This window comes from Nitrosopumilus sp., assembly GCF_025699255.1.
In the GTDB taxonomy this organism is placed as follows: Archaea; Thermoproteota; Nitrososphaeria; order Nitrososphaerales; family Nitrosopumilaceae; genus Nitrosopumilus.
On the sequence record NZ_JAILWA010000002.1, the window covers coordinates 21,513 to 37,619 of the forward strand.

Here is a 16,107-nt window from a genome sequence, read left to right on the forward strand (position 1 = left end):
ACTCTACTAAATTAATATGACTAGAAAATTACACTATTTGTATGGAAAAAGAAAATTTGAGTAATTTTCCCATACTCATAATAATATCTAAAAATTATTAATTTTGAATTAGATGAAAACCTGTATAGTACTTGGAACTCGACCTGAAATAATCAAACTTGCCCCATTAATCAAAAAATTAGGTAAAAAAAGATGTTCAGTAGTTTTTTCAGGACAACACTATGATCAAAAAATGTCTCTTCAATTTATTGAACAATTGGGACTTCCCAAACCCGATTATTCATTAAAAATTACTCATTCAAATCCCTCATACCAAATCAGTGAAATAATTGAAAAATTACATAAAATTTTGATAAAAGAAATTCCTGATAATGTAGTGATACAGGGTGATACAAACACAGTCTTAGCTTCTGGAATCTGTGCTATAAAATCTGAAATTCCAATCTGTCATGTTGAATCAGGATTAAGAAGCTATGATTGGAGAATGCCTGAAGAACATAATAGAATTACCATTGATCATTTATCTGAACATCTTTTCTGTCCAACAAATATTGCCAAAAATAATCTAAAATTAGAAAATGTCCATGGAAAAATCCATGTTGTTGGTAATACAATAATTGATTCTGTTAATATGTTTTCAAAAATTTCTTCTAAAAATTCTTCTATTTCTGTTCATTTAGATAATTTTATTTTGACAACAATTCATAGAGCTGAAAATGTAGATAATAGAAGATCTTTAACAGAAATAATAAAAGGATTAATCAATTCAAAACAAGATATCATTTTTCCAATTCATCCTAGAACTAAGAAGAGATTAAATGAATTTGGATTATTAAATAAACTAAAAAATTCTGATAATATTTTGTTGTTTGATGCACTTGGTTATTTTGAAATGTTAGAATTAATGAAAAATTGTTCTTTTATAGTGACTGATTCAGGAGGGATTCAGGAAGAAGCTACTGCATCTTCAATTCAAAAGAAAGTTTTGGTTATTCGAAAAACTAGTGATAGACCAGAATCAATTCATGCCAACATGGCTCAATTAGTAAAATTAGATGGCAAAAGTATTTCCAAAAAAATTAATCAAACTTTTCTAAATCCAAAATTCCCAAGAAAAACTTCGCCTTATGGAAATGGAACAACATCTCAAAAAATAATTAAAATTCTTCAAAAAGAATTCTAGTTTTTTCTAGCAATTTCTAAAATTTCGTTTACAACATTATCCCATGAGAATTTTCTTACCATTTTTTCAGATTCTTTACCCATTGTAATCATTTGTTCAGTATTATTCAATAATTGGTTGATTTTCATGACTAAATCATCTTCCCCATCAATAAAAAAACCATTTTTTTCATTTACCAAAACATCATTTGGGAGTGTATTTTTTTGAGCAATGATTGGTAGTGATGCTGCCATGTATTCTAAAACTTTAATCGGTAATGCTCCTGATGTGACATCTGTAAGGCGTAATGGACCAATACCAAGTATGGCATCTTTTAGTTTTTCAGGAATATCCTTACGCTCAATCCAACCTACAAATTCAACATTAGACTCTATCTTTTTTTGTTTAACAATTTCTTTTAATTTTTCTAATTCCGGACCACTTCCCATTAATACTAATTTAACATCATTATGTTTTTCAATAATTTTTGGAAGTGCATTTAGTAAAATATCTAAACCTCTATGATAGTACATAGCACCAGTGAAAACTATTTTTTTAACTTCGTAATTATTAACATGACTAAATAAATTTAGATTAACTCCATTTGGAAGAATAGAAATATTTTTTTCTAAAATACCATATTCTGAAATAACTATATTCTTTGTTTCTTCATTTGCAACTAAAACTTTGCTAGAATTTTTTAAAGTTTTAGCATTAAGAATTTTTTCAATTTTTCTTTGAATTGATTTTAAACCTGTTGCTTTATCATAAATTGCATCATCAATTTTTACTATAGAAGGTATTTCTAGTTTTTTTGCAGTTTCAACTGCTGCTTTTGGAGCTAAATGAAATGGATGAAATATTGAAAAAATAAAATCAAATTTTTGATTTTTTCCAATTTTGGTTGCTTCCTTGATCATATTTGTATGACATCTTCTTGCTGCAACTTTAATCTTAGATTTTGATGGTGAGTCAGTTCGAATTACTTTAATTTTGGAATTTAATTTTGGTTGATAAATTTCCCCATTCCAATCAATTTGGGGAGTTATTACCGTAACATCATTTCCCAATTCAGCTAATTTGTTAATAATATCAACAATTACAACAACTCCTCCACCACTCATGGGTGGAAAATGAAAAACCATTACAAGAATTCTCATAAAGTTTAGGCTTTTATGGAACAAATAAAAGATTACCATGAATTGAGCAAATCTTTTGATAATGTCAAAGATTGGTTACTTTCTTCTGGATTGACAATTACAGCCTCAAATGATGAAAATTTAGGGGCCGTTCATGCCTATATTGATGAAAAAAATGAAAATTATGGTTTTCTTTATCCTGAAATCACAGGATATTTTATCAATTCTCTAAAGTTTTTGTCAAAACATGATGAGGATCATGTTGATTTAGCAAAAAATTCTGCAGATTGGTTGATTAAACTTTTTGAAAATAATGGTGGAATTATTCAATCATTAGAACAAAAACTTGTTTATTCATTTGATACCGCAATATGTGCAAATGGTTTGTTAGATTGTTATGATCTCACAAATGATAAAAAATATCTTAATTATGCACAAAAACTTCTTAATTGGATTTCTATAGATTCTCTTAATTCAGATGGAACATTAAAACCATACTTTGATTTATCAACAAAGAAATTTTCTGAAAGTAAGGATGTATGGTATAAACAAAAAGGTTGTTTGCATGTTAAATGTTGTATTCCATTTTTTCATTATTATAGAATTACAAAAAATGATGATTTTTTAGAACTAGGTATACAAATTGCAAATTCAATAAATAAATTCACTAACGATGATGGAAGCATTAGACTTCATCTTGATCAAAAAATTATTCACTTACATTCTTTTTGTTATGCATTAGAAGGATTAATTCATGCTTATGATGTTACCAGAGATGAAAAATATCTTTCAATTTGCACAAAAGGAATTGATTGGTGTATATCAAAAATTGAAGAAGATGGAAGTATTCTATTGTGGTATTTATCAAAATATCCAAATGCAAAAACATCTTATCATATTGCCCAATTAATCCGAATTTTGATTCTTATTCAAAAATTGAATAAAATAGAGTATCCTTTTCCAATCGAAAAATTATTTGATTATCTAATACAATTACAATCTGATAATTCTTCCAAAATGTATTTTGGAGGTTTTTATGAAGAAAATTACAAGAGCTTTTTAGGTTGGAAGAAACGTGAAAGATTAAATTCATGGGGTTCAATGTTTGCTCTTCAAGCAATCTATTGGAAAGAAAATTTGTCAAAAATTACCTTTGATAATGAGGCTAGTCTACTTTTTTAACTAAATTCAATTTAAAAACCTCTTATCTTATTGTAAAAAAATGAGTACACCTGAAACTTGGGATCAAATTTATGAAAATTTTGATGATTTTAATCCTGTAGATCAGGCATTTTATGATAGATTAACTAGTATTTTGAATGAGGAAATTGAGGGTCTATCAAGTATTTTAGAAGTAGGTAGTGGATCTGGAGTTTTAGTATCTTATTTTGAAAAATCTGGATTATTTTCTGTAGGGATGGATCGAAGTATTATGCCACTCAAAGTTGCAAATTCCAAATTTGGTGCAACGAATCTAGTTTCAGGAGACATGTTTAGAATACCATTCAAATCAAATTCTTTTGATGTTGTATGGAATGAAGGTGTTTTGGAACATTTCAAAGATCCAAAAAATCTTGAAGCATGTAAAGAAATGACAAGAGTTTCTAAAAATCTTGTAATCATTTCAGTGCCCAATAGATACACTGTTTGGCCTATACGAAAAACCATACTCAAAGCAACAAAAAAATGGCCATATGGATATGAAGAGTCTTATTCACCTGGTCGATTGAAAACATTAATGGAAAAATCTGGTCTTACTGTAGATTTAATCAAGGGTGTCAGAATCATGCCTCCAATTAAAGAAAGAAAAAAATTTTCAGATATTGCTGCACTAGGAACACTCACACTTCCCTTAAGTAAAAAATCTGTTGAGAGAATATCTAAAAAATCAGTTATTTTTGAATCAAAACATGAATCACTTGCAAAACTTTTTGGTTATGAAATCATTGCTATAGGTAGAAAAAAATAATTCTATTCTCCTAGATAATACAATTCAGTTCTTGATTGTTTATTTTTTCCAAGCTTTGTTTGACAATCATAAATACATGGTAAGACTGATTTTTCATATATTGACATAATTTTCTCCTTATCGACTAAATGATGTTGTACAATACACATACAACTAATATTTTTGATCCTTTCATAATCTAAATCATTTAATCTTTCAAAATCTAATTCTGTAATTTTATTTTCCTCAAGATATTTTTCTACATAATCGATGTTAAAAAATGGATCATATCCAAAAATTTCAAAACCTCTATTTTTCATTTCTTTAATTAATTTAAAACTTGAAGAATCTCTCATGTCTTCAATATTTGGTTTATATGATAATCCACACACTAAAACTGATTTTTCAAGTCCTTTTTGTTCAAGAATTTGCTCAATTTTATCTGTGATGTATATTGGCATTTTTAGATTGATTTCTAAGGCATTTTCTATTGTGATAAATTGTTGATTCATTTTTTTAGCAGATTCTAGCAAAAAACGTGGATCCTTTGGAATACAATGTCCTCCCGCTCCAGCTCCTGGATAATGTGGTAAAAACCCAAAAGGCTTTGTTGCAGCAGCATCAATTACTTGTTTGACGCTAATTCCTAGTTTATCGCATAAAATTGCTAATTCATTTACTAATGAAATATTTACTAATCTGAAAGCATTTTCAAATGATTTTACAACTTCTGCGATTTTAGGTTTTTCTACACGAATCAAATTTCCATTATTGACATTTTGATAAATTTTCTCTGCAATTTCAAAACTAATATCATCAGAACAATAAATAACTCTAGGAATGTTTTCAATTCCCCACTCTTTATTTTGAGGATCAATTCTTTCTGGACAAAAACATAATCCAAAATCATTTCCTATGGAATATCCTCTTGATTCAATAATTTTCTCTATTTTTTCAGTAGTTCCAACTTCTATACTACTTTCTAAAATTATTGCATCTCCTTTTTTGGAATATTTAAGAAAGCTTTCGACTGCAGATTTTACAAAAATATCTGATGATGTGGTTTCTGTAGGAATTGGAGTAGGCACACAAATTATTCCAATTTTGGGATTTGAATCTGTATTTGATTTGTCATCTAATTCCAACAATCCTCTTTCTCTAGATTCTAAAAATTCATTCTTCAACAATAATTCAGAATCCATTAATTGATTATTTTGTAATCGTTCAATTCTTTCTGTATTCACATCAATTCCGATTACTTTGAATCCGTTTTTTGATAATCTTACTGCTAATGGAAATCCTACATATCCCAATCCATAAATCTCAACAACAAAGTCATTTGATTTTATTTTTTCAAATGATTCTTTAAGATTCATACTGCTGATATTTTTATTCAATTTTTAACTATTTGTATTGTTTGTTACTTTGACATTAACTCAAGATAAATCTCTGATTCTCGTTTTTCTATAATATTTGAATCAAATTCCATTGCTTTTTTTATTCCTTTTTGAGACATTTTTTCTCTTTGTTCAGATTCATGAAGTAATTTATTGATATTTTCTGAAAATGACTTTGGATTATTTTCTGAATACATTACAGCATCTCCCAATTCCCCGGCTGAATTATTTTCGCTATATGGAATTAGTACAGGTAACCCCGATGCCATGGATTCGATAATTGGGATAGGAATTCCCTCTAATTTTGTATCGTATGCTAATGCAAAAATTTCTGCAGATTTGTAGTAATCTTGAATTTTTTCATTTGGTACTGAACGCATAATGCTGATTTTTTGTTTTAAATCTAGTTTTTCTATTAATTTAGTTAATTTATCATACAATGCCCCATCTCCAATTATCAAAAGATTGGCATTCACATTTTTCATTGCATGAATAAGACATTGATGGTTTTTTGGTTCAATTAATCTGCCTACTGAAATAATCATAGGCGTAGATATATCATTAATTTTTTTACCAGAACTAAATCTTTCAAAATCAATTTTATTGTAAAGAACTTCAGGTTTTTTGATAGTGTGCTTTTTTACATATGATTCAATTATTTGATATACAATTGTAATTTTATCTGCATTTTCTAATACAAATGGTTCAATTTTCTTTTCGGTATATTTTAATGCCAAAAATTTTTTAATACTTTCTTTTTTTGCTATCTTTCTCATGTGATCATATTGAGTATGTAAAGAGAGGAAAAATGGAATTTTTAATTCCTTAGCACATGATGCAGCATACCATCCTGATAATAATGAATTGTAACTTCTAATCACATCTGGTTTTAATTCCTTTACTAATTGTAAGATTTTAGAAAGATCTTGATTTCTATTTCTATTGCTACTTTTACCAATTGCATGAATTTTTAATTTGGCAGTTCCAACTAGCTTTTTTACTTTTTCTTCTTCAATTTCTATATCTGCTAGAGAAATAATATCTATCTCATCAAAAATATTTTTAGGATTAAAGTATCGTTCTTTAATTTCTCCTTTATTATAATAGTCAATTATTGGATCAGATGGAAAAATACAGAGTTTTTTATTCATAGAAATTTTTTCCATTTATCATTATTTGCATATTGTTACATAAAATTTCTTATAGTTGTAAACGCTGCCTTGAATAACTCTCTTGTTTCTTTATCAATTGTGCTCATAACTGCAAAATAAAATCCTGCAGAAATTCCTATTAACCCGATTATCTGTGGTGCAAATGATATGGCTTCTGAATTTGAATAATCTACTAATGTTACCATGTAAAATGTCAAGAATCCCATCAAAATTGAGGCAGCTAAATATTTGGAAATTGCCTTTAATGGGAATGAGAAAGCAAGTATTTTCTTTGCTAAAATTAGCTTATAGATTGTAAAAGGAATGTTTGTAATTAGTAGAACAAAAGCCCAGATTTGACCAAATTCTACAAATGATATCTCATCGTTCCAAATAACTAGTGTTAAAACAGTAATTGCTACTAGATATACTGATTTGAAAATAAGATCAATTGTAGGTAATTTGAACAAATTTGAATGAATTAAATCCTTTTGTGAGAATTTTCCCATTACGTCAACTCTTTCTGTTCCTAAAATAATATTTTGAAATACTACTCCAAATACTAATGATAGACTATACAAAGATAATATTTGTAAAATAAATTCTGAGGAAACATAATCTGGATTCAGTAAAAATAACAATGGTTTTGCAAGAATTATTGTTCCGACAACAATTGGCAATGTGAATAAAACAACCATTTTGATTGATGTAACAATATCTATGCTCTTTCCACCCCCTAGCAATTTTATATACAATGGATATGTGAAACTTAATCCAAATTCTGCCATGGCTGAAAATACAAATGCAATTTTAAACACCGTAACTTGAACAAATGATGATGTAAGTAAAGTAACTACTAAAATGTCTGATGTAAAAACAACATCTGACATTCTGTCATACAAAGGAATCCATAATGACTTGATAATTTTTTTAATATTTTTAATTTCAACTTTCTTTTTAATTTCTTTTCTTATCATTGAAGATAACGAAATTATCTGAATAATCTGAGAGATAATTAGCACATAGATTACATCTATTAATGAAAAATTACCTAAACCATAAACCATGGCAAATGCAATAATTACTTTAACTATTTCAAAAATGAGTGTACCATATGCTTGGAATTCTGGTTTTTTCCCATTTGATATAGCATTAAGTGAATGTATCAAACTTCCAGTAATTACTTGTAAGGAAGCTACAAGTAAAATTGGAAACAAATTTTCAAATTCATCAATAAAGATTATTGCTGCAGTAAAAAATGCTAAAACTCCTCCTAATGAAAAAATCGATGTTAAGAATACGCCATATCTAGCAATAGGAAGTTCTCTTGCAGTGTATCTAGTATACCAATAACCTAAACCTAATGCCGGCATTACCCCATAAATCATTAAAGAACCAATGATACTCCATTCTCCATATTCTACTGAAGATAGATTTCTTGTGATTAGAGTGGTAAATGCCAGTCCTGTAAAAACACTAACTATGGCACTGATAAAACGAACCATACCTGAAAATCTTAGTCTAACGTCACTCATGCGGCTTTCTCTTTCTCATTAAATTAAACAATTACTGTTTAATCTCCAAATCAACCAACATAATTTCTCCAAAAGCTTATTGTTGGATAGCTGAATTTCTTATTATATCAAATAATTTTATTTAGAAATATGATTAATTCTGGTCCTATCGTTATTTTTGGAGAAAAATCTGCTGAAAATAACTCGATTTTATATGTAAAAGAAGAAGATTTTCAAATTCTTGCAGGTGAGGAATCCTTTGGAAATCCTCTTGAATTCCTGATGGGAATAGAAAAATCAAAAATTAATTCAAAATCTTTTCTCGAAAATTTTCAATTTAGTGATTTTTCGTTATGGTGGTTTATTCACCCATCAGTTTATCCAAAAATAAAAAAATGCATAAATTTTATAGAAAAATTTGAAGAATTCTTATCTGAAAAAAAACCTTCAAAAATTATAGTTTCTGAAAATTTTTCCAATATTGATTTGATAGAACAAATCTCACATAAACATAGAATCAAATTAGAAAAGAATTTTTCAACAAATATTAAAAATAAATTTTTTAATAAATTTAAACCAACTTTCCAAAATAACCGTTATCAAAAAATCCATTCTAAAAAAACTGAAAAAAGAAAAACAATGTTTCAATCAAAATCAATTCCTGATATACAAAAGAAAATTATTTTTGCTATTCCAACAATATATCATAGAAAAATCATTGATCATAAAACTGGCGAATCATATTTTGGTGAATATATTCAGCAACCCATTATTGATCATGTAATGAAAAATCATAATATTATTGGAATTGATTTTGATTATACTTTTGATGGTGAATTTAATGTATTAGACAATCGACTTAATTCAGAAATTGATTGGATACCTTCAGAGATGTTATTATCTGATTTACCTACAAAAATTTTAAATGATTTTTTAAATAAATATAACAACTTAATCTCTGAAAAAGAATTTCAGCAACTATTTGTATATAGAGAAATTTCATTATGGAGTTCCATCTCTTATACATTCAAAATGATGACTTTTTCATCCTATATTCCATCTTACATTCATTATTTGATTTCTCTAGAAAATTATTTTAAAGAACACAAACCAAAAACAATTTTTCTTTCGTATGAAACTGGTCCATATGGATTAGCCATGATTTTAGCTGCTGAAAAAAATAACATTAAAACAATTGGGGTTGCTCATGGTGCAATTGATAAATTCAATCCAATGTATTCCTATGATCAAATTAGAAACAAGAATTTTCTCCTAGGATTTCCTATTCCTGACATAACATTGGTACATGGAGAATTCTCCAAAAATACTATGGTTTCTCAAGGATATCCATCTAATCAAATTTTAGTTTATGGTAATCCTACTTTCTTTAATCTACATAAACTCAAAAATTCATTATCTCAAAAAAATTTATTCGAGAAATATAACATTAAAAAAAGTCAAAAAGTAATTCTTTATGGAACTGAATTTCTTCAGGAAAAATATTCTGCTCAAGGGAAATATAATTACAATTCTTTAATTTGGAAAATTCTTCTTGAGAATTTTGGAAATAACTCAGAATACGAATTAATTCTAAAACCACATCCAAATGAAAATATAGAAATTTATAAAAAAATTCTTGATGATTCTTCTGTAAATAATGCAAGAATAATTTCTGATGATCTGTTTGAATTAATTCATATTTCTTCAATTGTGATATCTGTATTTTCAAATATTATGACTGATGCCTTATGTTTTGAAAAACCAGTTATTCGTGTTACTTTTGATAATATTAAACATACTGTTCCATATGAAAAATTTAATGTTGTTTTAAGTTCAAATCTTAATGAACTATCAAATAATGTTAAAAGAATTTTATCTGATCAATCTATTATCTCAGATTTACAAAAAAATTTACCTGCATTTCTATTAGAACAAAATAATATTCCTGAAAATAACCCGAATTCTATTATTGATAAAATTCTTGATTAACTAATATCTTTTTCATACCAAAACATTTTCATTTTGAAATTATTTTTTTCAAAAATTTTTTTACTTTCTTCATTTTCAATTTTTACTAATGCAATTAGTTTTTTAATACTTTCTTTTTTTGCTTCCTTTTCTACTAATTCTAAAGCTTTTGTAGCAATTCCTTTAGATTGATATTCTTTTTTGATCATTATTCCTACATCTTCATTCAAAATTCTAACATATCCAACAGTTTTTTTGTTAAATTTTATCATCCAATGATGAAAATTTTGATTTTTTTCATTTTCAGTTAGATATGCATAATGCTCATCCTTTTGTATGGGCTTAGTTTGTTTATAGAACATTTGAAAAAACTCATTTCTAAGTTCCAAAATTATATCCCAATTTTCTCTTTTTACAGGCACTAATTCAATATTCAATAATTTAAAACAGATTTTGATGTTTTTATTCTTATACTAAAACAAATTATAGGTTGATAATTATTTTAATAGTATGAAAATTTCGATTAATAAAAAGAGAATTGGTGATGATTCACCTGTTTATTTTATTGCTGAAGCTGGAATAAATCATAACGGTGATTCTAAGATTGCTAAAAAACTGATTTCTGCAGCAAAAGATTCTAATGCTGACGCTGTTAAATTCCAAACTTTTCGAGCTGATGATATTACAACAACTGATTCAATTTATTATAAATTATTGAAAAATTTAGAATTAGATGATGATGTTTATTTCGAGCTTTCTGATTTTTCGAAGAGTGAAGGAATTACTTTTCTTTCCACTCCTTTTAGCAACAAAGCTGTTGAATTATTGAGTAAAATCAAATTACCTGCATATAAAATAGCTTCTGGAGATCTTACTGATTTCCCTTTGTTGGAAAATATTTCAAAGAAAAATAAACCAATTATTTTGTCTACTGGAATGGCTAATCTCACAGAAATTAAACAAGCAGTTAAAGTTATAGAAAAAAATAACAATAAAATTATTTTATTACATTCTATTTCTGGATATCCTTACCCAATTAAAGAAGCTAATTTGAAAGCAATTACTACTATTTCAAAAAATTTTGATTATCCTGTAGGTTTTTCTGATAATGGAAATAATAATTTAATTCCATTAATGGCGGTTGCATTAGGTGCAAAAATTATTGAAAAACATTTCACACTAAATAAAAAAATGAAAGGCCCAGATCAACCAATTTCTGCTACTCCAAATGAATTTGCAAATTTAGTTCAACAAAGTCGTGACTTTGAACGCATGTTGGGTGATGGAATAAAAAAATGTCAAAATAGCGAAATTTCCACTAGGAAAAATGCTAGGAGAAGTCTTACCGCACTTTCAAATATTTCTAAAGGGGAAAAAATTATGCACGATATGATCGCAATCAAGCGACCTGCAACGGGAATTGAGCCTAAATATTATTCAAAAATTATTGGAAAATTTGCCAAAAGAAATATCAAATCAGGAAAAACTCTTCATTGGAATGATATTAAATGATGGTATCCTGTCTTGACGTATAACATTCTTTTTAGAACATCAGGGGGAAAATCCAAAGGAAAAGAACTTGGTTTTGGCCATATTTATCGCACAATTAACTTGGCAAAAGAATTTTCTAAAGAAAAAATCTTTTTTCTTTTAGAAGATTTTGGAGGAGCGAAAAAAATCATATTAGAAAATGGATATAGAAATATCACTACTGTAAAAAAAAGTTACAATTTAGAGCAAGATTATGAGAAAACAATTGATTTTATTAAACAGAATAATATTGACTTAGTGATTTTTGATAAATACAAAATTGATAAAAACTATATTAAAAAATTTAAACAATTTGTAAAAACCGTAGTTATCAGTGATCTATCAAATATCAATTATGATTCCCATCTTTTAGTAAATGGTTTTATAGGTTTTAAAAATCAATTAATTACAAAAAATTCTACAACATTTCTTTTAGGACCAAAATATCAGATTTTAGATCCAAAATTTAAGATTATGAAAGCTAAAAATCGTTCCAGAAAAAAATTTAAAAAATTATTGATTACTGTTGGAGGCTATGACGAAAATAATATTATTGAATTATTTTTAAAATCTATTTCAAAAAATATATTATTTTTTGATATTACTTTAGTTCTTGGACCTGCTACTTGTTTAACGAAAAATTTACGTTTAATGAAAAAAAATTTTTCAAATAATATTAAAATTATTTTGTCTACTAATAATATGAAAAAAGAAATATCAAATTGTGATTTTGGAATATGTAGTGGTGGTCTAACTAGCTATGAATTTGCAACTTTAGGAAAACCCTTTGCTCTAATCTGTCAAAGTTCTCATCAGATTTTAACTGCACGAGAATGGGAACACCATAAAATTGCTTATAATTTGGGATATCCGAATAATAGAATCCATTCAAAAATTAAGATTTTATTAGAAAATCTACTCTCAAATAACATAAATTTACGCACAAAATCTGTAAAATTCTTGGATGGGAAAGGAAGTTTGAGAGTTTCTCAAAAAATTTATTCACTATTAAAAAATTAATTTTTTCTTAAAACTGTGATAACTCTTTCAATTTGTTTTGTTGTCATTGTTGGAAAAATTGGTAGAGATAATACTTGGTCTTTTAGTAAATCCGCATTTGGAAAATCTTTAGAATTGTTTTCGTATTCTTTTTTGTAGAGTGTCATTTTATGTATAGGAATATATTGAACACTAGCTCCAATTCCTTTCTTATTTAATTTTTTAAATAATTCATTTCTTGAAATATGATAATCTTTTGTAATTCTTATTGTGTATAAATGATAAATGTGATTTCTATTTGGTTTTTTATATGGAGTGATTAAACCTGGAATATTTTTTAATTTTTGATCATATATAGTTGCAATTTTTTCTCTTTTTTTGTTAATTTCTTTAATTCTTTTTAATTGAGATAATCCTAATGAAGCTCTGATTTCATCCATCCTATAATTATAACCTAAATCGATAATGTCGTATTTCCATTCTAAATTTTCTTCTCTTTCAGCAGACGAGATATCCATTCCTTGTGATCTTAAGATTCTAATTCTCCTCAAAAAATTTTTGTCATTTGTTGAAATCGCACCTCCTTCACCCGTAGTAATAATTTTTGTTGGATAGAAACTAAAACAACCAGTTTTTCCAATATTTCCACAGCTTACTTTTTTGTAAGTAGACCCAAATGCATGCGCACAATCTTCTATAACAATTAAATTATTTTTTTTTGCTATTTTTAGAATTTCATCCATGTCACATGATTGTCCTCCATAATGAACAACAATTACTGCACAAGTTTTTTTATTGATTTTTTTTTCAATTTCTGATGGTAAAATGTTAAAAGTTAATGGATCTACATCTACTAAGACTGGCTTTGCATTACAATATTTTACTGCATTTGCAGTAGCTACAAAAGTAAATGTAGGCACAATTACCTCATCACCAGCTTTGATATTTGCTGCACGTAATGACAAATGTAAAGCCTGAGTTGCACTTCCTACTCCTTGAGCATACTTAGTACCTAAAAAATCACATATTCCCTTCTCAAATTTTTTTAAAAAAGGACCATTAGTCAACCATCTTTGATCTAATGATCTTAGAACTGCTTTTTTATCTTCATCATTAATCCATGGTAAAAAATATGGAACTTTCATTATTTTATTTCTCAACGTATGATTTTAAACTTTTAAGATTTTTGTTTATTAATTCATGTACATATAGGGTTTTAATATCCACATATTTTTGAGCTCTTTAGAATTTTTTAACTCATTATCTGTAAGCAGTACTTCGTTTAACTTCTCGCCTCTTCTCTTTCCAATAATATTGTGTTTTTTTGAAATCTTTTTTGCCAAATCATCAATTCTAAATGATTTCATTTTTGGTACAAAGACTTCTCCCCCTTTCATTAGTGTCAAGGTTTCAAGAATGAAATCTACTGCTTCAGATTTATGAAAAAAATATCTTTTCATTTCTGGATCTGTTATTGAAAGAGGTTTCTTTTTTTGATGTTCTTCATCCCATACTTCAAAAACATTGCCTCTTGTTTCAATCACATTGCCAAATCTGACTGAAGCAAATTTTGTTGAATCTATATGAGATGATGCCCAACTTGTTAGTCTTTCTCCAACTTGTTTTGTTGTTCCGTAGAGTGTTGAGGATTCTGCAGCTTTATCTGTACTAATGTTCAAAAATTTTTCTGGTTTATTTCTTTCAACTGATTTAATCATATTTACAGTTCCATTGATATTGATATCAATCGTTTCAATAGCATTAAATTCTGATATCTCTATATTTTTTATTGCGGCAGTATGAATTACTATGTCTACATTACTACAAGCCATATCTATTCTTTCACGATTTAACACGCTTCCCAATAATGCTCTAATACGCTTATCTTTGACTTTTCTTGAAAATTTAAACAAGGCATGTTCGTCAATGTCTAAAATTCTTAATGATTTTATTGGATAATCTAACATTCTTTCTGCTAATTCTGAACCAATACTGCCTCCCCCACCAGTAATTAAAACAACTTTGTTTTTCAACTCTTTTTTGAGTTGAGTTTTAACCTTTGCTTCCATTTCTTTCAACCGTTTTATTCAATGATTAATGATTATATCAGTTATTCTATACAATATATTCTCTAAAATTTTAAGTAAAAATATTAAAATTCTTCAGTTTACCTGATTTCTAATTTCTTTTTGAAAAGAATTTACCCAATCATTTCCTTCTTTTTTCCACATATTTCCTCTGAATTTATTTACAACATTCCAAAATTCATTAATAGAAATATTTATCCAATTACAAAATTTTTCAATATATTTTTCACTACATTTTCCATCATATTTTAAAACTAAATCTATTGCCTCCTTTCTAGAAATTCTATTTTCCCTAAGATCATAACATGTATGATCAAGACACTGACCAAATCCAAGCTTAATTGATTTCAGTAATTGATTTACTTGAATCAAATCTGAATCTAATTGAAAGTATGGAATATACGTACCAATAGAATTTGGATCAAATCCATCTTCTCTTTGTTTAAAACCATATTTTTTTGAAAATTCTGCATTATATTTTGGAGACCATTCTTTCAAAAAATATTGTAACCAAACACCTTTGATATTTTTCTTTTCCAATTCTTTTTCATCATAATGAAAAAAGAAAAGATCTTTTTCTTCAACTCCTTCTACATTCAAATATTCTTTCCATCCATATGATAATGTATTTTGTTTATTTGCTTCAAGTGCATTGTAACCTTTAGTTAATCCCCCTTTACTAACACCTAATGTTAATGCAGGATTTTCTCCTTGAATTAATAGAGGAATCTCAAATTGATTTGCAATAATATATGATGATGCCCATAAAGAATATTCTGTTACTTTTTGAGGATTCAAATATTTATAAAAATCATATTTAACCAGTTTTTTCATTACTTTAGGATTTGGTCTTAGAGAAATCACATCAAATCCTAAATTTTTAATATTTTCAATATTTTCTTTACCAATTTCAGTAATTCCTTCTGGTTCTCCATTAACTAGTAAACAACGAAGGCCTAACCTGTCGCGAGCTGTTAATGCTTGAAAGGTACTATCTTTTCCTCCACTTACTCCAATAATACAATCATAGTTGGATTTTGATGATTTTTTTGCCCATTTAGCAATATCATGTAATTCCTTCTCTCTATTTTGCCAGTTAATTTTGGGTTTTTCATCTAACTCCCATATGCATGCACCACATACTCCGGCTTCGTTAAAATAGATATTTGGTCTTGTGTCTGGTTGTATACATCGCTTACATATTCTCATATT

14 protein-coding genes are annotated in these 16,107 nt (G+C 27.3%); 6 read left to right on the plus strand and 8 right to left on the minus strand.

All coding sequences use genetic code 11. The features are described 5' to 3' along the window. The first annotated feature begins 112 nt into the window (after positions 1 to 112). On the plus strand, positions 113 to 1,183 hold the full coding sequence (wecB, locus tag K5781_RS02150) for a UDP-N-acetylglucosamine 2-epimerase (non-hydrolyzing) (protein WP_297440251.1): 1,071 nt from the start codon (positions 113 to 115) through the stop codon (positions 1,181 to 1,183). Here wecB and K5781_RS02155 read toward each other — a convergent pair. Further along, positions 1,180 to 2,322, minus strand: coding sequence for a glycosyltransferase family 4 protein (locus K5781_RS02155; protein WP_297440253.1), 1,143 nt, complete (start codon positions 2,320 to 2,322; stop codon positions 1,180 to 1,182). The genes wecB and K5781_RS02155 overlap by 4 nt on opposite strands. Before the next feature lie 15 nt (positions 2,323 to 2,337). Here K5781_RS02155 and K5781_RS02160 point away from each other — a divergent pair, with 15 nt between their 5' ends. Then, positions 2,338 to 3,483: a hypothetical protein gene (locus tag K5781_RS02160; RefSeq protein ID WP_297440255.1), complete on the plus strand. Its 1,146-nt coding sequence runs from the start codon at positions 2,338 to 2,340 to the stop codon at positions 3,481 to 3,483. 40 nt (positions 3,484 to 3,523) lie between these two features. Then, entirely contained in the window at positions 3,524 to 4,270 is a 747-nt protein-coding gene (locus tag K5781_RS02165; protein ID WP_297440257.1) for a class I SAM-dependent methyltransferase, read from the plus strand. Positions 4,271 to 4,272: 2 nt separating this feature from the next. On the opposite strand, the gene K5781_RS02170 is transcribed toward K5781_RS02165, so the two are convergent. From K5781_RS02170 to K5781_RS02180, 3 genes are read right to left on the minus strand one after another with little or no spacing between them, the layout of a single operon-like run. Next, complete coding sequence (locus K5781_RS02170) at positions 4,273 to 5,625, minus strand: nucleotide sugar dehydrogenase (protein ID WP_297440259.1); 1,353 nt, start codon at positions 5,623 to 5,625, stop codon at positions 4,273 to 4,275. A gap of 44 nt (positions 5,626 to 5,669) precedes the next feature. After that, positions 5,670 to 6,812 carry a glycosyltransferase gene (locus K5781_RS02175; protein ID WP_297440261.1) on the minus strand — a complete coding sequence of 381 codons (1,143 nt, stop codon included), beginning with the start codon at positions 6,810 to 6,812 and terminating at the stop codon, positions 5,670 to 5,672. Positions 6,813 to 6,832: 20 nt separating this feature from the next. Continuing rightward, a complete protein-coding gene (locus tag K5781_RS02180; RefSeq protein ID WP_297440263.1) occupies positions 6,833 to 8,332 on the minus strand; it encodes a hypothetical protein in 1,500 nt (499 codons plus the stop codon). A 129-nt stretch (positions 8,333 to 8,461) separates the two neighbouring features. On the opposite strand from K5781_RS02180, the gene K5781_RS02185 reads away from it, so the two are divergent. Beyond that, positions 8,462 to 10,300 carry a CDP-glycerol glycerophosphotransferase family protein gene (locus tag K5781_RS02185; RefSeq protein ID WP_297440265.1) on the plus strand — a complete coding sequence of 613 codons (1,839 nt, stop codon included), beginning with the start codon at positions 8,462 to 8,464 and terminating at the stop codon, positions 10,298 to 10,300. Here the strand turns inward: K5781_RS02185 and K5781_RS02190 are convergent. Beyond that, positions 10,297 to 10,716 (minus strand): GNAT family N-acetyltransferase, encoded by a 420-nt coding sequence (locus K5781_RS02190; RefSeq protein WP_297440267.1) that lies wholly within the window; start codon positions 10,714 to 10,716, stop codon positions 10,297 to 10,299. The genes K5781_RS02185 and K5781_RS02190 overlap by 4 nt on opposite strands. 73 nt (positions 10,717 to 10,789) lie before the next feature. Here K5781_RS02190 and K5781_RS02195 point away from each other — a divergent pair, with 73 nt between their 5' ends. After that, positions 10,790 to 11,791 carry an N-acetylneuraminate synthase family protein gene (locus tag K5781_RS02195; RefSeq protein ID WP_297440269.1) on the plus strand — a complete coding sequence of 334 codons (1,002 nt, stop codon included), beginning with the start codon at positions 10,790 to 10,792 and terminating at the stop codon, positions 11,789 to 11,791. A gap of 12 nt (positions 11,792 to 11,803) precedes the next feature. After that, complete coding sequence (pseG, locus tag K5781_RS02200; RefSeq protein WP_297440271.1) at positions 11,804 to 12,829, plus strand: UDP-2,4-diacetamido-2,4,6-trideoxy-beta-L-altropyranose hydrolase; 1,026 nt, start codon at positions 11,804 to 11,806, stop codon at positions 12,827 to 12,829. Here pseG and K5781_RS02205 read toward each other — a convergent pair. From K5781_RS02205 to K5781_RS02215, 3 genes are all read right to left on the minus strand, one after another. After that, positions 12,826 to 13,953, minus strand: a complete 1,128-nt coding sequence (locus K5781_RS02205; protein ID WP_297440273.1) for a DegT/DnrJ/EryC1/StrS family aminotransferase — start codon at positions 13,951 to 13,953, stop codon at positions 12,826 to 12,828. The two genes, pseG and K5781_RS02205, sit on opposite strands and share 4 nt — an antisense overlap. Positions 13,954 to 14,001: 48 nt before the next feature. Further along, positions 14,002 to 14,877 carry an SDR family NAD(P)-dependent oxidoreductase gene (locus K5781_RS02210; RefSeq protein ID WP_297440275.1) on the minus strand — a complete coding sequence of 292 codons (876 nt, stop codon included), beginning with the start codon at positions 14,875 to 14,877 and terminating at the stop codon, positions 14,002 to 14,004. Between the two features lie 93 nt (positions 14,878 to 14,970). Further along, complete coding sequence (locus K5781_RS02215) at positions 14,971 to 16,104, minus strand: N-acetyl sugar amidotransferase (RefSeq protein WP_297440277.1); 1,134 nt, start codon at positions 16,102 to 16,104, stop codon at positions 14,971 to 14,973. Positions 16,105 to 16,107: the final 3 nt, after the last annotated feature.